This is a genomic window from Mycobacterium sp. ZZG, assembly GCF_054786995.1.
Genome location: NZ_JBTBFV010000033.1, coordinates 25,366 through 43,956, shown reverse-complemented (window position 1 = coordinate 43,956; position 18,591 = coordinate 25,366). Strand labels below are relative to the sequence as shown.

The 18,591-nt window shown below is 68.6% G+C and carries 23 protein-coding genes; 7 read left to right on the top strand and 16 right to left on the bottom strand.

What is annotated here, in order from left to right; all coding sequences use genetic code 11:
• Window positions 1-29: 29 nt before the first annotated feature.
• The 9 genes from ACXMYJ_RS18250 to ACXMYJ_RS18210 all read right to left on the bottom strand — a co-directional run bounded on the left by ACXMYJ_RS18250 (window position 30) and on the right by ACXMYJ_RS18210 (window position 5,919).
• Window positions 30-791 carry a M35 family metallo-endopeptidase gene (locus ACXMYJ_RS18250; protein ID WP_460358212.1) on the bottom strand — a complete coding sequence of 254 codons (762 nt, stop codon included), beginning with the start codon at window positions 789-791 and terminating at the stop codon, window positions 30-32.
• Between the two features lie 31 nt (window positions 792-822).
• Window positions 823-1,302, bottom strand: coding sequence for a hypothetical protein (locus ACXMYJ_RS18245; protein ID WP_460358210.1), 480 nt, complete (start codon window positions 1,300-1,302; stop codon window positions 823-825).
• Between the two features lie 3 nt (window positions 1,303-1,305).
• Window positions 1,306-1,890 carry a hypothetical protein gene (locus ACXMYJ_RS18240; RefSeq protein WP_460358207.1) on the bottom strand — a complete coding sequence of 195 codons (585 nt, stop codon included), beginning with the start codon at window positions 1,888-1,890 and terminating at the stop codon, window positions 1,306-1,308.
• Between the two features lie 12 nt (window positions 1,891-1,902).
• Window positions 1,903-2,634, bottom strand: coding sequence for a hypothetical protein (locus ACXMYJ_RS18235; protein WP_460358204.1), 732 nt, complete (start codon window positions 2,632-2,634; stop codon window positions 1,903-1,905).
• Between the two features lie 12 nt (window positions 2,635-2,646).
• The gene (locus ACXMYJ_RS18230; protein ID WP_260756556.1) at window positions 2,647-3,222 is read right to left on the bottom strand and encodes a hypothetical protein; all 576 of its coding nucleotides are present in this window, start codon (window positions 3,220-3,222) and stop codon (window positions 2,647-2,649) included.
• A gap of 30 nt (window positions 3,223-3,252) precedes the next feature.
• On the bottom strand, window positions 3,253-4,245 hold the full coding sequence (locus tag ACXMYJ_RS18225) for a transglutaminase-like domain-containing protein (RefSeq protein WP_460358202.1): 993 nt from the start codon (window positions 4,243-4,245) through the stop codon (window positions 3,253-3,255).
• 1 nt (window position 4,246) lies between these two features.
• Window positions 4,247-4,576, bottom strand: a complete 330-nt coding sequence (locus ACXMYJ_RS18220; RefSeq protein WP_460358199.1) for a hypothetical protein — start codon at window positions 4,574-4,576, stop codon at window positions 4,247-4,249.
• 93 nt (window positions 4,577-4,669) lie between these two features.
• Window positions 4,670-5,284, bottom strand: coding sequence for a LuxR C-terminal-related transcriptional regulator (locus ACXMYJ_RS18215; RefSeq protein WP_460358197.1), 615 nt, complete (start codon window positions 5,282-5,284; stop codon window positions 4,670-4,672).
• Window positions 5,285-5,388: 104 nt separating this feature from the next.
• Window positions 5,389-5,919 carry a LuxR C-terminal-related transcriptional regulator gene (locus tag ACXMYJ_RS18210; RefSeq protein WP_460358194.1) on the bottom strand — a complete coding sequence of 177 codons (531 nt, stop codon included), beginning with the start codon at window positions 5,917-5,919 and terminating at the stop codon, window positions 5,389-5,391.
• Between the two features lie 382 nt (window positions 5,920-6,301).
• Between ACXMYJ_RS18210 and ACXMYJ_RS18205 the strand changes: the two genes are divergently transcribed.
• Genes ACXMYJ_RS18205 through ACXMYJ_RS18190 form a run of 4 tightly spaced genes read left to right on the top strand, consistent with a single transcriptional unit; the run spans window position 6,302 to window position 9,437 of the window.
• On the top strand, window positions 6,302-6,613 hold the full coding sequence (locus ACXMYJ_RS18205) for a DUF3303 domain-containing protein (protein ID WP_460358192.1): 312 nt from the start codon (window positions 6,302-6,304) through the stop codon (window positions 6,611-6,613).
• Between the two features lie 27 nt (window positions 6,614-6,640).
• A complete protein-coding gene (locus tag ACXMYJ_RS18200; RefSeq protein WP_460358190.1) occupies window positions 6,641-7,873 on the top strand; it encodes an FAD-dependent oxidoreductase in 1,233 nt (410 codons plus the stop codon).
• An 11-nt stretch (window positions 7,874-7,884) separates the two neighbouring features.
• Window positions 7,885-8,670 (top strand): SDR family NAD(P)-dependent oxidoreductase, encoded by a 786-nt coding sequence (locus ACXMYJ_RS18195; RefSeq protein ID WP_460358188.1) that lies wholly within the window; start codon window positions 7,885-7,887, stop codon window positions 8,668-8,670.
• Between the two features lie 56 nt (window positions 8,671-8,726).
• Window positions 8,727-9,437, top strand: a complete 711-nt coding sequence (locus ACXMYJ_RS18190) for a hypothetical protein (protein ID WP_396884926.1) — start codon at window positions 8,727-8,729, stop codon at window positions 9,435-9,437.
• Here the strand turns inward: ACXMYJ_RS18190 and ACXMYJ_RS18185 are convergent.
• Both ACXMYJ_RS18185 and ACXMYJ_RS18180 read right to left on the bottom strand, forming a co-directional pair.
• Window positions 9,426-10,379 carry an L-lactate dehydrogenase gene (locus ACXMYJ_RS18185; RefSeq protein WP_460358186.1) on the bottom strand — a complete coding sequence of 318 codons (954 nt, stop codon included), beginning with the start codon at window positions 10,377-10,379 and terminating at the stop codon, window positions 9,426-9,428. The genes ACXMYJ_RS18190 and ACXMYJ_RS18185 overlap by 12 nt on opposite strands.
• Window positions 10,380-10,560: 181 nt before the next feature.
• Complete coding sequence (locus tag ACXMYJ_RS18180) at window positions 10,561-12,333, bottom strand: Hsp70 family protein (protein ID WP_460358183.1); 1,773 nt, start codon at window positions 12,331-12,333, stop codon at window positions 10,561-10,563.
• A 72-nt stretch (window positions 12,334-12,405) separates the two neighbouring features.
• On the opposite strand from ACXMYJ_RS18180, the gene ACXMYJ_RS18175 reads away from it, so the two are divergent.
• Window positions 12,406-12,864, top strand: coding sequence for a nuclear transport factor 2 family protein (locus ACXMYJ_RS18175; RefSeq protein ID WP_260756543.1), 459 nt, complete (start codon window positions 12,406-12,408; stop codon window positions 12,862-12,864).
• 12 nt (window positions 12,865-12,876) lie between these two features.
• Here ACXMYJ_RS18175 and ACXMYJ_RS18170 read toward each other — a convergent pair whose 3' ends face one another.
• From ACXMYJ_RS18170 to ACXMYJ_RS18160, 3 genes are read right to left on the bottom strand one after another with little or no spacing between them, the layout of a single operon-like run.
• A complete protein-coding gene (locus ACXMYJ_RS18170) occupies window positions 12,877-13,542 on the bottom strand; it encodes a L,D-transpeptidase family protein (RefSeq protein WP_460358253.1) in 666 nt (221 codons plus the stop codon).
• A gap of 13 nt (window positions 13,543-13,555) precedes the next feature.
• Complete coding sequence (locus tag ACXMYJ_RS18165) at window positions 13,556-14,371, bottom strand: SRPBCC family protein (RefSeq protein ID WP_443189429.1); 816 nt, start codon at window positions 14,369-14,371, stop codon at window positions 13,556-13,558.
• Window positions 14,372-14,375: 4 nt separating this feature from the next.
• Entirely contained in the window at window positions 14,376-14,972 is a 597-nt protein-coding gene (locus tag ACXMYJ_RS18160) for a winged helix-turn-helix domain-containing protein (RefSeq protein ID WP_260756541.1), read from the bottom strand.
• A gap of 62 nt (window positions 14,973-15,034) precedes the next feature.
• Between ACXMYJ_RS18160 and ACXMYJ_RS18155 the strand changes: the two genes are divergently transcribed.
• Window positions 15,035-16,528, top strand: a complete 1,494-nt coding sequence (locus tag ACXMYJ_RS18155; RefSeq protein ID WP_260756540.1) for a bifunctional phosphatase PAP2/diacylglycerol kinase family protein — start codon at window positions 15,035-15,037, stop codon at window positions 16,526-16,528.
• Here ACXMYJ_RS18155 and ACXMYJ_RS18150 read toward each other — a convergent pair.
• Complete coding sequence (locus ACXMYJ_RS18150) at window positions 16,482-17,144, bottom strand: phosphatase PAP2 family protein (RefSeq protein WP_260756539.1); 663 nt, start codon at window positions 17,142-17,144, stop codon at window positions 16,482-16,484. The genes ACXMYJ_RS18155 and ACXMYJ_RS18150 overlap by 47 nt on opposite strands.
• 42 nt (window positions 17,145-17,186) lie before the next feature.
• Between ACXMYJ_RS18150 and ACXMYJ_RS18145 the strand changes: the two genes are divergently transcribed.
• On the top strand, window positions 17,187-17,669 hold the full coding sequence (locus ACXMYJ_RS18145; protein ID WP_260756538.1) for a hypothetical protein: 483 nt from the start codon (window positions 17,187-17,189) through the stop codon (window positions 17,667-17,669).
• A 7-nt stretch (window positions 17,670-17,676) separates the two neighbouring features.
• Here the strand turns inward: ACXMYJ_RS18145 and ACXMYJ_RS18140 are convergent, their stop codons facing one another.
• Entirely contained in the window at window positions 17,677-18,582 is a 906-nt protein-coding gene (locus ACXMYJ_RS18140; protein WP_460358177.1) for an NAD-dependent epimerase/dehydratase family protein, read from the bottom strand.
• Window positions 18,583-18,591: the final 9 nt, after the last annotated feature.

Genomic DNA, 18,591 nt, shown 5'->3' with positions numbered 1-18,591 from the left:
GCACGCCGTCTCTTCAGACCGGCCCCGCGTCAGCAGACCGGCGCGGGGCAGGGTGTGGCCCGGCAGTTGCAGACGTCGAACGGATCCGGTGTGATCCCGGCCAGCCGCAACGCGAATGCCTCGTAGCACGCGTTCCGGATCCTGCCCTCGCCGACGTCTCGGAGATGCCCGTAGAGCAGATGCAACATCTCGTGGATGATGATCCCGGCCCGGATGTCTCGGGTGGCCGCCCAGAACATCGGGCAGAGCACCACGGTGTTGCGTCCGACGCCCGGATGCACCCAGGCGTTGTCGCACGGTGTGCAGCAGGTCAGATCGTTGTCTGCGCATCCGGCCACCGCCGGTCGGCACTCGAAGGTGATGCGGCGTCCACCGTCGAGCTCCCTGGCCACCGCCCGCAATCGTTTGGCGACGCTGACTCCCGACGCCTCGTTGCCGGCCCATGGGACCGGCCGCGACGGGTCGTGTCCGAAGAAGCTGCGGAAGATCCTTGCGGTGCGTACGGCATCCGCGCCGCGCGCAGCAGGTGCCACGCTGATCGAGGCATCGACCTTGTCGGCTGCGTTGTTGGCCAGCCTGATCGCGCGAACGATCGCTTGCCGCAGCGCGGTGAGGCACTGTTCGGCCGTCGGCAGCGGACATGGAGCACACGCCGGAAAGTCGAAGATCGGGGCGCCCAGCAGCTCATCCTCTGCGCTCACCCCCGCCATTCCGGCCGCGACACGTCCGGCTTTGCGCCGGTGCACCAGCTTCTGCATGCCGGCCGGCACCGGTTGATCGCTCAGATACATGGCCGCCTCCTTGTTCAGTGCAGTGATTGGCTCACAGCAACCGCGGTGCGCCACCGAAACGGGTGTCGTACCAATGCCGTCCGATGATCCGACCGCCGACCTCGGACAGGATGTCGGTGCCGGTGGCGCCGACATTGCGGACAACGAACTCGATGGTCACCGATTCGGCGAGCCGGATGTCCACCGGTACAGCCGAAGAACCCCACGGATTGATGATGTGATCGAAAGTCAGATAGGGGTCCAGCGGATACGCCCCGGAACGAATCTGCCATTGGTAACCCGGTGTGCGGATCCTGGTCGGGTCGGCAGCGTACCGGTCGGTGAATTGCATGAAGTAGCGCAGTATTCCGCAGTACCGGGGCCGCAGCGAGTACCGCGCCAGCACAATCTCCTGCCCCGGTTCGGGGCCGGGTAGCACAGCGCTGTTGTCGAACGGCGCCGAGTCAAGCGGGTTGTCGCAGACCTCGCACTGGCCTGCGCCCGGACATCCGCAATCCTGGTGCACCGGCATCGGTCATGTCCCGGCGCCGAGGATCTTGTAGCCGTGCAGCGCGATGAACAGCTGTGCACCCTGGTACAGCGGCCCCTCCGAAATCTCGTCGACCACCACCCGAATGGTGGACCGGGGCTGAAACAGCATCGGCTTGGCCATCGGCCGGAACGGGCGCCGACCATCCGGGCTGCCGAGCCCGGCGGTGTTGTGGATAGCCCGGTTCTGCAGTTCGCGGCCGGTACCGCTGTCGATGATGCTGTAGGTGAAGTCGATCCCGAACACCTTTGCCGCAAGCGCCCGTATCCCAACCCGCGGATCGGTGAAGAGTCCGGCCAACAGCTGGTTGACATCCGGCTGACTGAAAATCACCGACCCGGGCGGCTCGGCGGGCACGAAGCTGTACCCGATCGACGTCGCGATGAACACGCCGTCGACGGAGACGTTGATGACGTCCTCGACCCGCGCGCCCCGTCGCCCGGCCAGAATGAAGACCGCCACGTGGTCATAGGGGATCTCTTTAAGCCGCACGGGCGCTCCCCACCCGTTGGTCCGCAGCTCCTGCCGCGGACCGAGCAGCCGTGCCGCTCCCAGCTGTTCGTCCTGCATGTCAGCCGCCTCCTACCAGAGCGGGCGCCACATGTCGGGCGCGTTCACGGGCCGCACGAACTGCGGGGTCTGCGGTGGCTCGGCGGGGACATACGCGTCGATCCCCCGCAGGCCGGAGCACGAGCACACACCCCCGCGGGGCTCCCGCACGTAGCCTTCGGTACCGCGCAGTTCATCGTCGTCGCCGTCGAGTTCGTCGCTGCCGTCCAGTTCGTCGCTGCCGTACAGCTCGTCGTCACCGACACCCGGCATCTGGTACAGGCCCCCGTCGGGTGCCTGATACAGCGCAGCGAAGCCCGTCAGATCCTCGCCGGTGTCGTCGGGCACCGGAACCTGGGGGTCCTGCTGCGTGACGGGTGGAGGCGCCACCGGCGCCCGTCGGACGACGGGCGCCGGCCGCACTGCCGGCGCCAGGAACCGCCGCAATCTGGGCACGACGCGGGAAGCCACCATCGGCAGCACCGTCTTGGCGATGCCGGGCAGCAACGACCAGAAGCCGACCGGATCACCGAGTCCGTCGTAACCCTGCACCCACTGATACAACCTGCCGTCGTCGCCCAGCCGTACCTCACCCGGTACCGCGTCCGCGCCGTCCTGCAGATCGTCGTCGAATCCCTGCACCTGGAACAGTGACCCGTCCGGAGCCTGATAGAGCGCACCGTAGTCTGCGACGTCGTCCAAACCCTGAACGGTCATCAGTTCCTCATCACCGAATCCGTCAAGACCGTTGTCAACCATTGCCATCCCTGTCTTCCGTCACTGCACATCGCGGGTCAGGTAGCCGTCGAGGACCACCCAAATATGCCGAGGGCCGATCTCGTCGAGCAGTAACGAAGTGACACCGCGCGGGAAGAGCATCTCGACACGGAAGTTCTGCTGCGGATCGATGAATACCGGCTCGGCGAATCGGAACGTCGAAAGCGGGTCGGGCTCACCGTGACTGAGCGGCATCTCACCGCTGGCACCGAGCACGCCCGCGCCGGACGGGAACATGTACGTCGGAGCGGTGATGGCCTCCTTCTCACCGACCAGCAGTGAGACCACCGAGCCGTAGATCAGCTCAGGGATGAACAGATCACGGGTGTCGTAGCGGTCCGGGTTCGGACCGCTGATGACTACACGCATGGCTCTGGCTTCGAAGGTATTGAGGCTCGGAAGCACCCCGGACGCCTGCAGATTGGTCTCCAGCCTGGTCTTGTTCTGGACGTCGACGAAGAACCGGATGACGCTCGGATCTCGCATCACATCCGCGAGCGTCTCGCCCTCGTTGATGAAGATGGCATCGTAGAGGGGGCTGTGCAGCTTCTCCTTGACGCCTGTCACACGTGCCATAGTCTCGATCTCCTTTTCTGTGTACGGCTTTCAGTGCCGCCGTACCGTCGGCCGGTAGTACCGGGGTGCCGGCGCGGGCACCCGCCGCGGCGGTACCCAGCCCGGCCGCCACAATGAAGGACGCGGGTAGTAGCGCGCGCCGGGGTAGTAGGGCTGGACGGAGGGGTAATACGCCGTCGGAGCCGGCTCGTTGTAGCCGGGTTGACTCCAGCCGCGTATCACGGCGTCGAGCCGGCCCGCACTGCGCGGCCGATTGCCCGGCGGCAGCCCTTGCCGCCAGAGTCGCAGCAGCAGCCGTCGCACCCAAAGATCGCGGGACAGCATCCCCCGCGCCCGCAGTGCGTGCCAAACCTCCTTCACCCGCGGATCGCGCGGTTGCAGACCGGTGGTCCGCACCGCCTCGACCAGATCCGCGGCCCCATACGACTGGCCGAGGCCGTCGTCGACGTCATGCAGGCTCATGCCCGGTCTCCTTTGCAGCGAGATGACTTTCTTCACGATCGCCCGGGGCTTCCAGCCCATAGGGTGCGGCACCGTGGCATCCACGGCGATCCAGCGCCCCCGGAACCGGACTTCCGGGTAGACGTGGGTGAAGAGATTGGGGCGCCGAGGGTTCGGACCGATGACGACGATCCGCACCGGATGCCCGATGGATTGGAGCATGGCGCCGAGCAGGATGGTCATGTCGTCGCAGTCACCGGCGCGCAGCTCGAGCATTCTGCGCGCCGAGTGCAGCAGCTCCACGCGGTGCGGGTCGCGGGTGTAGCGGATGTTGCTCTGCACCCATTCGAACAGCGCCTTGATCTCGCCGAGATAGTCCCTGGCGCGGATCCGTTGAGCTCTGAGGATGTCGACCACCCTCCGGCGTACCGTGAAGTCCTTGGCGCCGTCGAGGATGAACGAGCGGATCCGCTCGACCGTCCAATCCGTTCCGCGTGATCCCGACGGGATTCGGGTCGTTGTAATCCGCAGTGGCGCTTCGGTTTCGGCCAGCGCAGTACCGTTGGCGCACGCGACGCTCATGTCAACTCCACACACTCGCGCGCAGCGCTTCGGCGCTCAAGGGCTGCGCCCGGCACTGCCCGCCGCAGAACTTCGGAAAGATGCGGATCGTCTCCTCGTCGGCCGAACACGCCACCACGGTGGCCGCCGGGCACGCCGCGGCGACCCGCTCGGCACGCGTGAGATCGCGTATTCCGGCTTCGATCACCACGGAGTTCGGGGTCCGGGTGACCAGGACGGTCATCACACATTCGAGTGCGCATTCGTCGATGACCAGCTCCGGCGACGCCAGGATCGCGCGGATCCCCCGCCGTGCCACCTCGCCGAAACCTGCCAGCAGAATCTGGAGCACATGTGGCCTCCTACCTTCCGGAGACCGACGCTAGTCAGACGTTGCCCCCTTCACGAGAGGCCGACGGGCAACCTTCGGGGCAACCGGTGCCGGTTATAGCGCACCCTGCCGGGCCATCACCGCGACCGCCTCGGCCCGAGTCCGGCAGTGAAGCTTGGTGAGGGTGTCGTGCACGATGTTCTTGACCGTGCGTTCCGAATAATTCAGCTCGCCCGCGATCTCCCTGGTCGTGCTGCCCTGGGCGAGCAGTCGCAGCACGCTGAGCTCACGGCAGGCGAGCACACCACGACCGACCAGTGAACCTGCGCCGTTCCCGTGTCCCAGCAGGGGCGACAGCACCGACGGCGGTATCGAGCCCAACCCGTGGGCAACGGCCCGGCAAGCGGCCACCAGGCTTGCCGGGGTGATCTCCGCACGGAGCAACAGCCCCGCGAATCCGGCCTTGACGGCCCCCTCCATCAAGACCACCGAGCTGGCCTCCGCCACCCCCACACACCTCGTCCCGGCGGCGACGAAGTCGGGTGCCGCCGACACGGCCGCGGCGTCCAGTTCCAGCAGCAGGATCTCGACGGCGGCCAGGTCCGGCGCCGGAGTCAGATGCGCGCTCTCCCCGACGATCTCGAAACCGGACGTGGTCAGGCACTCCGCGAGCCCCCGCCGGAAGATCGCGTTGGAGTCATCCACCCAGAGGGCGACCCTCCGCTCCATCCGTCCATTGAACCAACATCGACGGCTCACCGGACTGGGTTGTGGTGCGTACCTTCGGGCCATCGCCGTAGACCGGTTGCCCGTTGGTGTTGCCCTTTGGTGCGTCAGATCATGCCCTGGCGGATCGCCTCTGCGACCACCTGGGCTCGGCTGCGCGCGTCCAGGTGGCGTTCGGCATCGCGAATGGCGTACTTGACCGTCCGCTCGGAGCACCCGACGGTGTCGGAGATCTCTCTGGTTCCGTAGCCCGCGGCCAACAGTCGCAGCACGTGCAGCGATCGTTCGGGCAGGCCGCCCGGCGCGGCGCTCGGCCCGCCGGCGGCGACACCGACTTGGAGTCCGCTCGCTGCAGCCTGCACGGCTGCACCGAGCTGACTCTCGGTGAGTCGACCCCGGGGCAGCACGGCCACCACGTTCGCGCCCGCCGTGGCACCTCGGCGGGGCGCGTCGCTGCACACCAATGTGGGCTTGGCCGAACAAATTCCGGTAGCGGTCCGATCGGAGGCGATCACCACGTCAACGGCCTCGGGCACCGGCCCGGCCGCCCCTTCGAACACGATGCTGATGACGTCGCTGCCCTCCAAACAGGCTTGAACTCCACGGCGGAAGATGTGGTTCTCGTCGACCACCGCCACGCGAATCGCCCGGCGGCCATCGACGGCGGATCGATCGTTTCTCGCCTCCACGGGCCCCCCTGGTGACGTCACCGACCGGGTCTCCGAATCAACGGACTACATTGTGCCCCGCCGGGGACGCTGTTGTCGCGGGTACCGGGAAACCCGAATGCCACCGCCGCGGTGGCGGGCTACTCGCCCGGGCAAACCACAAGATCACGTGGGCCCCCGCGCACCCGCAGTCGGCGAGTGGGCCGGTCACATCGTCAGCTAAAACACATTGCAAGAGCTATCTTTTGGCCCTTCAACTAGCTACTTCGAGCCTCGCCGGTTCGCCAGTACACCACCGCCCCCCGGCGCACACTCGAGCCCGTCTGATTCAGCTTCAAACGAGGAGGTACCCATGAAGTACGCCATGACCTGGACGTCGCGGCTCGGCGGCTCGGGCGAGGAGAATGAGGAAGCGCTGCGTCGCGCGCTGGAACTGTTCTCCAAATGGCAGCCGCCGGCAGGCACCACATTCCACCAATTCGTCGGCCGCATCGACGGAGAAGGCGGCTTCGCCATCGTGGAGACCGACAACGCCACCGAACTGCTCACGGAAACAATGAAGTTCGCGCCGTTCAACACCTTCAACATCCATCCCGTCGTCGACATGAACGACTGGGCGCAGGCCGCCCAGGGGGGCATCGACTTCCGGAGTTCGATCGACTGAACGCGGTTCGGCTGTCACCATGACCAGATGAGCACACGAACCACCTGCGCGATCGTGGGGGGTGGCCCGGCCGGCATGGTGCTGGGGCTGTTGCTGGCCCGGGCCGGTGTCGAGGTGACGGTGCTGGAGAAGCATGCGGACTTCCTGCGCGACTTCCGCGGCGACACCGTGCATCCCACCACGCTGCGGTTGATCGACGAGTTGGGGCTGTGGCCGAAGTTCTCCGCGCTGCCCCACAGCAGATTGCAGCGGGCGACCGTGGACGTGGCGCCCGGCCGCCGCGTCACCATGGTCGATTTCGGCCGGCTTCGCCGGCTGCCCCATCCGTACGTCGCGATGGTGCCGCAGTGGGATCTGCTCAATCTGCTCGCCGAGGCCGGTGAGGCCGAGCCGACGTTCACCCTGCGGATGCGCACCGAGGCCGTGGGGCTCATCCGCGACGTGGACAGGGTCGTAGGCGTCCGCTACCGGGACGACGACGGCTTCGGTGAGCTGCACGCCGACCTGACGATCGCCTGCGACGGCCGCAACTCCGTGCTGCGGCAGCAGACCGGACTGCGGATCCGGGAGTTCCCGGTCAGTTTCGACGCATGGTGGTTCCGGCTGCCCCGCCCCGACGACGACACGATGTACACACTGTTTCCCCGGCTGGCCCCCGGCAAGGCGATGATCGTGATCCCGCGCGAGGAGTACCTGCAGATCGCGCTGTTGATCCCGAAAGGCACCGACGCCGCGCAGCGGGCCCGCGGCCTGGATGCGTTCCGCGCGGACGTGCGGGCGCTGCTGCCCGAGGCAGCTGCCGTGGTGGACACGATCACCGATCTCGACCAGGTCAAGCATCTCGACGTCAAGATGAACCGGTTGAGCCGCTGGCACTGCGATGGGCTGCTGTTCCTGGGCGACGCCGCCCACGCGATGTCGCCGGCGGGTGGGGTCGGCATCAACGTGGCCATCCAGGACGGGGTGGCCGCCGCCCGGTTGCTCGCCGAGCCGTTGCGCGCCGGCACGGTGACCGCGCGGCAGCTGGCCGGGGTGCGACGCCGACGGGTGATCGCGACCGCACTGACCCAGGCCCTGCAGCGCCTGATCGACCGGCGACTGCTCGGCCCGATCCTGCGCGGCAACCTCGCCGGCCCGCCGCCGGGGCTGGTGCGCGCGGTAGAACGCATGCCCTGGCTGACGGTCATCCCGGCCTACCTCGTCGGGGTCGGGCTCCGCCCCGAGCGTGCACCCGAATTCGCGAGGCGGCCGCCCGCGTAGGGTCACCCCCCGTGACCGACACCGCCGCGCCGCGCAACCCGTTCGACCTCACCGGCCATGTGGCCGTGGTGACCGGCGGCGGCTCCGGCCTCGGGCTCGGCATGGCCGCGGGTCTGGCGCGCGCCGGGGCCACGGTCGCGATCCTCGGCCGCTCCACGCAGCGTCTGGAGGCCGCGGCGGCTTCGTTGCGCGGTCACGGCAATCCTGTGCTGCCGGTGGTCTGCGACGTCACCGACGAGCAGGCCGTCACCGACGCGATGGCGCGCATCCGCGGCGAGTTCGGTTATCTCGATTCATGTTTCGCCAACGCCGGAGTTCGCGGCACGTTCACCCCGGTGCTGGACACCTCACTGGAGGAGTTCCGTGAGGTGACGCGGGTGGACCTCGACGGCGTGTTCGTGACACTTCGCGAGGCGGCACGGCAGATGATCGCGGCCGGCCGCGGCGGCAGCCTGGTCGGGGTGTCAAGCCTGGGCGCGCTGCAGGGTATGCCCCGCCAGCCCGCCTACGCCGCGTCCAAGGCGGGGGTGACCTCGCTGATGGACAGCCTCGCCGTCGAGCTCGCGCGGCACGGCATCCGCGCCAACACCATCGCGCCGGGATGGTTCGTCACCGAGATGACCGCCGAGGGCATGACCGACGAACGGTTCCGTGCGCGGGTGTTGCCGCGTGTGCCGGTGCGACGGTGGGGCGCTGCCGAGGACGTCGCCGGTGTCGCGGTCTATCTGGCCAGCCCGGCCAGCGCGTACCACACCGGCGACGTGCTGCGTCTTGACGGCGGTTATCTGAAGTTCTAGCTGTCGGTGCCCACGTTTGAATTGAAGGTTCGCCGGACATCAAAGGAACCGTGAGCATGCTGCCGAGCACGATCCCGACACCCGCGGTGCAGATCACCGATGCCGGGGTGGACGCCGCGCTGAGCGCCGCGGTGCGGATCATCAACCCGCTGCTGGACGTGCTGTGGGGCACCGATCCGCTCGACCTGAAGCGCCGGGACGACGGCATCGGCCAACTGCTCAACGCGGTCGACCTTCCCGGCACCCGGTCCTGGGACGACATGGACGCCCACGACCGGATCAACTGGTGGGTCTGGCGGGTCGGTGCGCTGAACACCGTGGCGGTCGCGTTCCCCGGGGCGTTGGGAATCCTGGCCCGCCGGCTGCCGATCCAGGATCTGCTCGGATTCGTCAGCCAGGCCACCGTGCTGTGCGCGGTGGCGCGGGAACTTGGCGTGACCGATCACCGCACCCAGGTGCGCATGCTGGCGTCGGTGCTGTGCGACCGCGACCTCTCGGTGATCGTCTACGAGCCGAGCACAGACCGTCGCCTGGCCCGGATCCCGCAGAATCCGGCGGGCATCGTCACAGCGGTGTGGAACCTCGTCGGTCTCTTCGACGCGATCGGCGATGAGGTCGCCAAACGCCCGCACCCCCGTGCGCCGTTCCGGCTGCTCAACTTGCTGCCCGGGATCGGAGCGCTGGCTGCTTACTTCGGCGAGTGCGGAGCGCTGGCACGGGCGGCGAAGATGGGGCAGCGCTGGATCGAACGGCAGTCAAAGTCCTAGCGACTGCTGCGCTTGCAGCAGGGTGCCCGCCGACGCCTGAAGCCCGGCCAGTTCCGAATCCGACAGCGGCACCTCCAGCACCTCGCCTGCGCCGTGCGCGGTGACCACCGTGGGCAGCGAGAGCGCCACGCCGGAGATGCCGTGCGCGCCCTGCTGCACGGTGGACACGGGCAGCACCCGGTGCTGGTCGCCGAGTATCGCCTCGATGATCCGAGCCGACGACAGCCCGATCGCCAGGTTGGTCGCTCCCTTGCCTGCGATGATCTCGTAGGCCGCGTTGACCACCTCCGCCGAGATGCGGCGCCGGCTGTCCTCGTCGAACACCGGTACACCGTCGCGGCGGAACCGCGCGGCAGGCACACCGCCTACCGACACACTCGACCACAAGGAGATCTCCGAGTCTCCGTGCTCGCCGACGATGAAGCCGTGCACGTTTCCGACGGCCAGGTCGGCATGTTCGGCGATCAGATACCGGAATCTGCTGGAGTCCAACACCGTTCCGGATCCGAAGATGTGGCCGGGGGCGGCGTCGACGGCGCGGGTGGCGGCGAAGGTGACCACGTCGACAGGGTTGGTGACGAACACGACGACAGCGTCGGGTGAGTGCTCGAGGAGTTGCGGCGTGAGTGTCTGGGCCATCGCGACGTTCGCCGCGGCGAGGTCCAGCCTGCTCTGGCCCGGCTTCTGTTTGGCGCCCGCGGTCACCACCACGACCGCCGAACCCGACGTCGCCGCGATGTCGTCGGAGCCGGTGATCCGGCAGTGCGGAACGAACTGGCTGCCGTGGTTGAGGTCGAGCACCTCGGCGCGCACCTTGGCGGCGTTGACGTCGTACAGCGCCAGCGCTCCGGCTGAGCCGCGGATCAGGCAGGCATAGGCGATCGCGGTGCCCACGCTGCCCATGCCGACTATCGAGACCTTGGTGTTCCGTTCGACGGGCATGGTCACATTCTGGTTCAGACGAAAGCTGGTTCAGACGAAAAAGAATCGGCCCGATCGGCTGTCCCCTCCGCAGCCGATCGAACCGACGCTGCAAACATATGCGTGGGGTACCCCCCTGAGGAATCGGGGAAATCCCTATTTCTTCCCGCAGGAAGAACCAAGAACGCGGCGAAACCGCAGCTCAGGAGCCGTCAGGGACCGGGATCGGGATGGGGACCGGCACGAACGGCACCTCTACGTAGGTCGTCGTCATCGGGTTGGTCGTCGGCGGCACCGTCGTCGGCGGCACCGTCGTCGGGCGGGTCGTGGTCGGCTGAGTCGTGGTCGGCTGCGTCGTGGTGGTGGTCGGCTGAGTCGTCGTCGGCGTCGTCGTGGTCGGCGTCGTTGTCGTGGTGGTCGTCGTTGTCGTGGTGGTCGTCGTCGTGGTGGTCGTGGTCGTGGTTGTGGTCGGCGACGTGGTCGTGGTCGTCGGCGCCACCGTCGGCGCAGTGGTCACCACCGGCGGAACGACCGTCTCCGGCGGGGGCGGCTGCTGTCGGGAGAGGGTGACCGTCTCGGGCGGGGCGGGAGGGGGCTCGGCCGAGGGCACCAGTGCGCTGCTCAGCGGCACGTTGCCGGGTGCCGGGGTGGTCGGCTCCGAGGTGTCCACGCTCGTGAGCGCGATCGCCGCCCCGCCGACGGCCAGCAGGGCCAGCGCGGCGACCACGCCGGTGACCGACAGCGGCAGCCGCGGACCGGGGGCGGCGTGGCTGTCCCCGTCGCCGGGCGGGATGACCTCGGACTCGTAGGCGCCGGACAGCGCATACGGATTGGGCCGCTGTTCGGGGATCTCGCCGGTGAACGGGACGACGTCGTCGTCGGTCGAGTCGTCCTGCGACCACGCCAAGGCATACGTGCTGTCCTGCTCGGGGGTGGCCACGGTGGCTGTCTGGGCGCTGCGTCCGTACGCGGCGATCAGCGCGGCGCCGGCGGCCGCGTCGAGCGCGGGACGCGGCGTCGCCACCACCGGGACCCGAAACCGCTGCGAAACCTGTTCTGCGACAAATGGGATCGCCGATCCGCCGCCGACGAGCGCAACCGTCGAGACGCTGTTCCAGCCGATGCCGGCGCGCATCAGAACCTGCTCGAGCGCGGCGAACAGCCCGTCGACGGGACGCGCGATGAGTTCTTCGAGTTCGGCGCGGGTCAGACGGACCTCGCCCTGATAGCCCGGCAGGGCAACGCTCAGCTCGGTGGCGGTCTGCGCCGACAGGCGTTCCTTGGCGGCGCGGCACTGCTCACGCAGCGCGCTCAGCGACCCGACCGCCGCCGTCTGCTCGGGATCCACCCCGCCCCCGACGCCGCCGAGTACGTGACTCAGCACCGCCTGGTCGATCTGGTCCCCGGCGAGCTCGGCGAACCGTTCGGTCCCTCCGATGATCGTGAACGCCGACGCGGCGTCGGCGAGGGTGATGCCGGTGCCGCCGCCTCCGAGGTCGAGCAGCACCACCACTCCGCGACGGTTCAAGCCCGGGTCGGCGTTCAGCGCGGTCAGCGCCGCCTCGGCGTCCGGGATCAGACGCGGGACGGCGCCACCTGGGGTCAGCACGGCGCTGGCCCGCAGCGTGTCGGCCAGCGCGGCGCTCGCCTCGGCACCCCAGTAGGACGGCACGGAGATCGCGACGTCCGACGGCGGCTGCGGCGCGGCGAGCGCGGCCATGGCTTCGAGTGCTTCGACCACCAGTTGTGCGGCCGGGTAGGAGGCGCCGTCGGGGGCGACCAGCGGAACAGTGTCCCCGACGCGTTCGACGAACCCGGACAGCACCACCCCGCCGGGGCGGCTGCCGGACACACCGACCTCGGGGGCGGCGTGGCCGTACAGGGTGAGCACTGAACGCCGGATCACCGGCTGCCGGCCGACTGTCGCCGCCGCGAGGTTGGTGGTTCCGATGGACAGCCCCAACGCATCGCTCATGATTCAGGCCACCCTAAACGATTTGCCCACCGCAACCACCGAGGCACCGCCGCGTGTGCTGCAATGACGCTCATGAGTGACATCGATGACATCAAGCAGGTCAAGTACCGCTACCTCCGTGCCCTGGACACCAAGCATTGGGACGAGTTCGCCGACACGCTCACCGAGGATGTCATCGGCCGTTACGGCGAATCGATCGGTGAGGAGCACCACTTCACCAACCGCGACGACCTGGTGAATTTCATGCGCAACTCGCTGGGCCCGGAGATCCTCACCGAGCACCGGGTCAACCACCCGGAGATCACCGTCGACGGTGACCAGGCCAGCGCGATCTGGTACCTGCAGGACCGGGTGATCGCACCCGACTTCAACTTCATGCTGATCGGCGCCGGCTTCTATCACGACCGCTACCGCCGCACGCCGGCCGGCTGGCGGATCTGCGAGACCGGTTACGACCGCACCTATGACGCGTCGATGAGCCTGGAGGCGCTGAATTTCAAGGTCAAGGCCGGGCGCGCGCTCAACATCTGATCGTCCGACGGGTCACTGCGTGATCGCGATCATCGCGCCGGGCCGCAGCCAGCGCATGATCTTGACCAGGGTGCCGTCGTCGATGGCCACGCAGCCCGCGGTGGGTCCCCCATCGGTGCTGTGCACGAAGAACGCGCCGCCCTTGCCGGGGATGCGTTCCTTGTTCACTCCCATGACCACCGCGTGGGCGTACTGCGGGATGTCGAGGTTCTCGGTGCCGGCGCTCAGCGAGGTGTCGAACGGGCAGTTCGCCTTGTCGCACACCTGCATGGTGTTGTAGGTGGGGCTCTTCATGTCGCCGTCCCACCAGTGGTTGGGCCCGACCTGGACGTAGCGCAGACCGCCGCCGGGGTTCGGTTGGGTGCCGAAGGCGAAGTCGAGCGTGTAGACGCCTTTCGGCGTCATCATCGAACCGTCGAAGTGGTTGGGCGACATGCCTTTTGCGCCTATCTTGGCGGGGATGCCGACACCGCCGGCCACCGGCTGCCAGCCGGCCGCGGTGCGCTCCCACACGTCGAGTTTGGCGTCCGAGCCGCCGGTGCCGGTGACGGCGAGCACCTGGGTCGCCGGGCCGACCGAGTTTGCGAACCACGGCGCGAATTCGGCCGAAACGCGCGGCGCGGCAGGTGCAGCTAGCAGCGCGACGATGCCCAGCGCAACCGTCAGGCAGCGCAGCATGTTTCGGAGTCGGTCAGGGTGCGACGCTGTCGGCATGCACCAACTGTGCCATCCATGACCGCCAGCGCGGCGCTTCTGCGCCTGCAATGTCGGTCGCGGTGTCGCCGTACAGGTACACGGTGACCGAGAGTCTCACCCGGTCGCCGGACAGGCAGCCGCCCACCACTGCGACCCCGGGGGCGGGGGAATCCAGCCGGACCATCACGTTGCGGAACTCCGCGGTGTGGTGCACACATTCGACTGTGCCGGCAAGCTGGGGAACGCCCGGCGGGGTGGCATACCGGTGACCGACGTCGAGTCCCGCGATACCCACCGCGGACGCCAGATCCGACCACGCCCGGACCATGTCTCCCGGATGCTCGACGGCAGCGAAGACGTTGGCGGCGCGCTGCCCGGCGAAGTCACGCAGATACACGCGCAGCACGTCGAAGAAGCCGGGCCAGCCAGTCTCGAACGTCTCCATCTCGTCGTCCCAGTCGTCGCGGTCGGTGAACAGACTGTGCACCATGCGCACCACGCAGCGGTCGCCGGAGTGACTGGTGATGACCACTTCGGTCGCCAGCGGCGGTGCGTCGCCGCTCCAATCACGCTCCTCGTACCCGAGTCGGCTGGGAGGCTGCCACTCGGTGACCACCGCAGAGCTGGTGACTCCGCCACCGAAGTCGAATTCGATTGCACCGCCGACACGTTCGTCGACCGACGTGGGAGTGAACCATGCACTCATCCCGGGACCGGTGGCGATCGCGTGCCACACCTGCTCGGGCGTGCCGGGTACAAGAAACTCCATCTCGACCCAGCGGTGTCCGTCGCCGTCCTTCTTCAATGCCATGTGACTACGTCCTTTTCTGCTCGGTGGCCGGCATCGGATAGGCGGTGAGCACCACGCGATGCGCTCGCCCGCCGGGGTCGGTTTCGTCGTGATAGCGCGCGGCCAGTGCGGTCACGGCGCGCGCCAGCTCCTCGGTGAACGCGGCTCGGTCCGCGGCCGACCGGAACGTCACAGCGGTGTCGATCGTCAACGTCGCAAGCCGCTTCTGGTTGTCGCGGGCCGCCCGGCACAGGTCGCCGACCTCGCGGACGGCGCGGGCCGCGACCGCGATGAGATAGCTCGCCGACACCCGGTCACGCGCCCTGCCCGGATCGGCCGCGACAGGACCGAGCGCGGCCGGCGAGACGACGTAGGACGCGGCCGTGGCGACCAGTAGCCGCTCGGTCAGTCCGCCCCAGCGGCGCTCACCGGCCGCAGCGACCAAGCCGTGTCGTTCCAGCGCACGCAGGTGGTAGTTGACCTTCTGTCGGGCGACACCGACCTTCGCAGCAAGAGCCGCGGCCGAGGCCGGCTCGGACAGTTCCGCCAGCAATCTGCTGCGCATCGGGTCCAGCGCTGACGCCGCCGCGGACGGGTCGGCGATCACCTCAACGTCCAGCACGTCGCCATCGTCACCTTGACAAAGTTATTTGTCAATGGCGGGTGCCACGTAGGTTGGGCGTCATGGAGCTTTTGTCTGTGCGGCGTCGCGGCCGTGGGATTCGTCAGATCGGGGCCGGCCTCGGCACACTGGACCGCGAAGTCTTCGAGGCCGTGGCGGAGTCGCCGAGCCCGTTGCTCGACGCGGTGATGCCAACGCTGACCAAGGCCGCCGACCACTCCAAGCTGTGGTTCGCCATCGCCGCCGGGCTGGCGGCGTTCGGCACACCGGCGGCGCGGCGCGGGGCCGCCCGCGGGGTGCTGAGCCTGGGGGTGACGAGCCTGGTCACCAATCAGGGCGCCAAGCGGATCTGGAAGCGGGAGCGGCCGAACTGGATCATCATTCCGCTCGCGCGGCGGACACGCAGATATCCGACCTCGAATTCGTTGCCGTCCGGGCATTCGGCCAGCGCCGCCGCGTTCGCCGTCGGGGTCGGCTTGGAGAGCCCGCCGCTGGGGCTGGGGCTGGCGCTGCTGGCCGGGATGGTCGGGATGTCACGGGTTGCGACCGGCGCGCACTATCCCGGCGACGTGCTGGCCGGCCTGGGCCTCGGCGCGGGTATCGCGGTTCTCGGCGCGCGCGTCGTCCCGCCGGTCGTGGAGACCCGACTGCCCACCGCCGACCCGCTGCGGGTCGAGCAGCCCGCCCGGCCGGACGGTAAGGGAGTCACCCTGGTCATCAACCCGGCGTCGGGCAGCGGGACGGGTGCGCGGGTGCTCGACGAGGTGCGCGAGGCGCTGCCGCAGGCCGAGATCGTGGAACTCGAAGAGGACGACGACGTGGTGGAGGTGCTGAAGTCGGCCGCACAGCGCGCCGAGGTGCTCGGCGTCGGAGGCGGTGACGGGACGGTCGCCACGGCGGCGGCGGTCGCGGCGGGCGCCGGCCTGCCGCTGGCGGTGTTCCCCGCGGGCACGTTCAATCACTTCGCCAAGGACATCGGCTGCGACACGGCGGCGAAGACCATCCAGACCATCCAGCAGGGCTCGGTGTCGTGCGTGGACCTGGTGTGCCTGAACGAGAAGCAGATGGTGGTCAACACCGCCAGCATCGGCGCCTATCCGCAGTTCGTGGCCACCCGGGAGAAGCTGGAGCACAAGATCGGCAAGCCGTTGGCCGGCATCTACGCCATGTTCCACACCCTGCGCCGTGGTCAGCCGGTGCGGATCGCCTACGACAACAAAACCCTGCAGACGTCGTTGTTCTTCCTGGGCAACTCGACCTACCTGCCGTCGGGCTTCGCGCCGTCGCGACGCACCCGGATGGACGACGGCCTGCTGGACGTCCGGATCCTGGAGACCGGCAAGCGGCTCAGCAGGCTGCGCATCCTGACCGCGGTGATCTTGGGCCGGCTGGAGCGCAGTCCGCTCTACCACGAGATGCGGGTGCCGAAGTTCTCATTCCGCTCGGTGGACGGCCCGACGGTGCTGGCCCTCGACGGGGAGGTCGGCACCGAGGTGACCGAGGCCACCTTCAGCGCGCAGTATCGAGCTCTGCCGGTCTTTCGGCCGCTGCCGTGAACGGCGGCACCAGCAGCAGGCACGCAACGAAGTAGGCGTACCCGAGAGCCCATCCGGCGATCACGTCCGAGGGGTGGTGCACGTTGAGCACCACCCGCCCGGCACCGACGGTCAGCACCACGAGGACGCCGAGGGCGACCAGCCAGCCGCGCCACACCGGACGGACCACCGGCAGCACCACGGTCAACAGCGCCGCGACCGACGCCATGACTCCGAGGGCGTGGCCGGACGGGAACGACGACGACAGCGCGGACACCATCGCGGTGTCCGGTCGCGGCCGGGCGGCGATGTATTTGGTGAGCTCGGTGAGCACGCCGCTGAGTTCGACGGTGAGCAGCAGGAAGACCGCGAGCCGGAGGTGGCGGCGGATCAGCGCGATCACGATGACGATCAGTACCACCAGGCGGAACGCCCCGGGGCCGAGGACGGTACAGAAGACATCCCAGGCGGTCACCCACCCGGGGCGGGTCTCACCGAACCGGAACGCGGGGTCGAGCGCGTCGGCGTCGATGCCCGCCAGCCACGGCCAGCCCTGGACGAATCCCACCCACATCAGCAGATACACCGCGATGGCGGCGGCGGCACTGGCGAGCAGCCATCCGGTGCGCAACTTCACCTGACAAGCTGTACCACCGGCGTGCTGAGCTACCGTTCGGACATGGCCGTATTTCTGCGGAAGCTGTTCCGAATCGGCAAGCTTCCCAGCGCGTTGCGCGCGGAGGTCGAGGCCGAGGGCGTGCTGTTCCTGTCCGAGTACGTGGCTGTGACGCGCCGGTTCCGGGGCGCCGTGCCCGGGCTGCGCTCCAGCGGCAGCATCGCCAGCTATGTCGGTTCACTCGTGGTGACCGAGGAACGGGTGCTGGCCACGCTGTCGTCGCTGCCCAAGCTGGCGGGCCGGACCATCGACGTGCGTTGGGACGCCCCGCAATCCGGCGCGGTGACCGCCGAACTGTCAGAAACGGGCCTGATGCTGGACGTGGATGTCGCCGCCGTGGACCCGCGCTGCTCCGGGGAGCTGTCGCTGCACTACAAGGAGCGCATTCCTCCCGACGTACTGGCGCGACTGCCCCGGAGGACGCTCGCCTATGACGTGCCGCCGGAATTCGTGTTCCGTGCCGTCGGGGTGCCGTACCACCCGTAGGCAGCCGTCAGGCCACCGCCATCACCCGGTAGCCGTCCCACACACTCGGGTATCTCGGCCGCCACGGTGTCACCGCGCGCAGCCGCGCATTGCTCACTCGCAGTGACCTAGTCATCGAGGTCGCGCGATCCCCCGCCAGCAGTGCCGTCCGGCCCGGCGGGTGCAGCCAGGGTTTGACGCCTACGGCAGCTGCCATCGCCGCGCTGTTCTGTTTCGCGGTGACGGGGCAGTCGTCGGCGACGTTGTAGGTGCCGGGCGCTGCCTCCAGGGCGGCGACGACCGCCGCGGCCGCGTCGGCCAGGTGAATTGAGGACATGTAGCTGTCGGGCCGTCCCGCCTGAAACGCGATGTGGCGGCGGGCCAGCGCCATGATCGTCTCGCTGTGGGCCGCACCTGGTCCGTAGAAGAACCCGAATCTGAGGATGATGGACGCACCGCCGTTCTGGCCGAACCTGCGACTGCTCGCCTCGGCGCCGTGGTTTCCCACCGCGATCGGGTAGTGGTCGACCGGCCAGGTCTCGTCGATCCACCTGGTGCCACCGTCGCGGTAGATCATCGACACCGACTCCTGCACCACGCGCTCGACGCCCGCCGCGATCGCCGCGTCGACGAGTGTCGCCGACCCCTGGATCCGGATCCGGTGGCACTCCTTCCATGCCGACTTCAGCATGAAGCGCTCGGTCGACGGCAACGACGACGCCAGGTTCACCACTGCGGCGTGCCCGCGGAACGCCGCAGTCAGCGCGTCGCGGTCGAACAGCGACACCTGCACCGCCGTGGCGCCCTGCCGTTGCAGCGCCTGCGCTTTCGCTTCACTGCGCGCCATGGCCGTCACCTCGTGACCGGCGGCGACCAACGCGGGCACCGCATACCCACCGATTGCTCCGGTGCCGCCGGTGACGAAGACCCGCATGCTCGTCAC

What these genes read in the sequence shown, in the direction of transcription:
- ACXMYJ_RS18245 (WP_460358210.1), bottom strand. Translation starts at nt 1,302, where the DNA reads ATGCCGGTGCACCAGGATTGCGGATGTCCGGGCGCAGGCCAGTGCGAG.
- ACXMYJ_RS18155 (WP_260756540.1), top strand. Translation starts at nt 15,035, where the DNA reads ATGGAGCTTTTGTCTGTGCGGCGTCGCGGCCGTGGGATTCGTCAGATC.
- ACXMYJ_RS18145 (WP_260756538.1), top strand. Translation starts at nt 17,187, where the DNA reads ATGGCCGTATTTCTGCGGAAGCTGTTCCGAATCGGCAAGCTTCCCAGC.
- ACXMYJ_RS18200 (WP_460358190.1), top strand. Translation starts at nt 6,641, where the DNA reads ATGAGCACACGAACCACCTGCGCGATCGTGGGGGGTGGCCCGGCCGGC.
- ACXMYJ_RS18225 (WP_460358202.1), bottom strand. Translation starts at nt 4,245, where the DNA reads ATGAGCGTCGCGTGCGCCAACGGTACTGCGCTGGCCGAAACCGAAGCG.
- ACXMYJ_RS18250 (WP_460358212.1), bottom strand. Translation starts at nt 791, where the DNA reads ATGTATCTGAGCGATCAACCGGTGCCGGCCGGCATGCAGAAGCTGGTG.
- ACXMYJ_RS18190 (WP_396884926.1), top strand. Translation starts at nt 8,727, where the DNA reads ATGCTGCCGAGCACGATCCCGACACCCGCGGTGCAGATCACCGATGCC.
- ACXMYJ_RS18185 (WP_460358186.1), bottom strand. Translation starts at nt 10,379, where the DNA reads ATGCCCGTCGAACGGAACACCAAGGTCTCGATAGTCGGCATGGGCAGC.
- ACXMYJ_RS18175 (WP_260756543.1), top strand. Translation starts at nt 12,406, where the DNA reads ATGAGTGACATCGATGACATCAAGCAGGTCAAGTACCGCTACCTCCGT.
- ACXMYJ_RS18240 (WP_460358207.1), bottom strand. Translation starts at nt 1,890, where the DNA reads ATGCAGGACGAACAGCTGGGAGCGGCACGGCTGCTCGGTCCGCGGCAG.
- ACXMYJ_RS18170 (WP_460358253.1), bottom strand. Translation starts at nt 13,542, where the DNA reads ATGCTGCGCTGCCTGACGGTTGCGCTGGGCATCGTCGCGCTGCTAGCT.
- ACXMYJ_RS18140 (WP_460358177.1), bottom strand. Translation starts at nt 18,582, where the DNA reads ATGCGGGTCTTCGTCACCGGCGGCACCGGAGCAATCGGTGGGTATGCG.
- ACXMYJ_RS18235 (WP_460358204.1), bottom strand. Translation starts at nt 2,634, where the DNA reads ATGGCAATGGTTGACAACGGTCTTGACGGATTCGGTGATGAGGAACTG.
- ACXMYJ_RS18215 (WP_460358197.1), bottom strand. Translation starts at nt 5,284, where the DNA reads ATGGAGCGGAGGGTCGCCCTCTGGGTGGATGACTCCAACGCGATCTTC.
- ACXMYJ_RS18165 (WP_443189429.1), bottom strand. Translation starts at nt 14,371, where the DNA reads ATGGCATTGAAGAAGGACGGCGACGGACACCGCTGGGTCGAGATGGAG.
- ACXMYJ_RS18205 (WP_460358192.1), top strand. Translation starts at nt 6,302, where the DNA reads ATGAAGTACGCCATGACCTGGACGTCGCGGCTCGGCGGCTCGGGCGAG.
- ACXMYJ_RS18180 (WP_460358183.1), bottom strand. Translation starts at nt 12,333, where the DNA reads ATGAGCGATGCGTTGGGGCTGTCCATCGGAACCACCAACCTCGCGGCG.
- ACXMYJ_RS18230 (WP_260756556.1), bottom strand. Translation starts at nt 3,222, where the DNA reads ATGGCACGTGTGACAGGCGTCAAGGAGAAGCTGCACAGCCCCCTCTAC.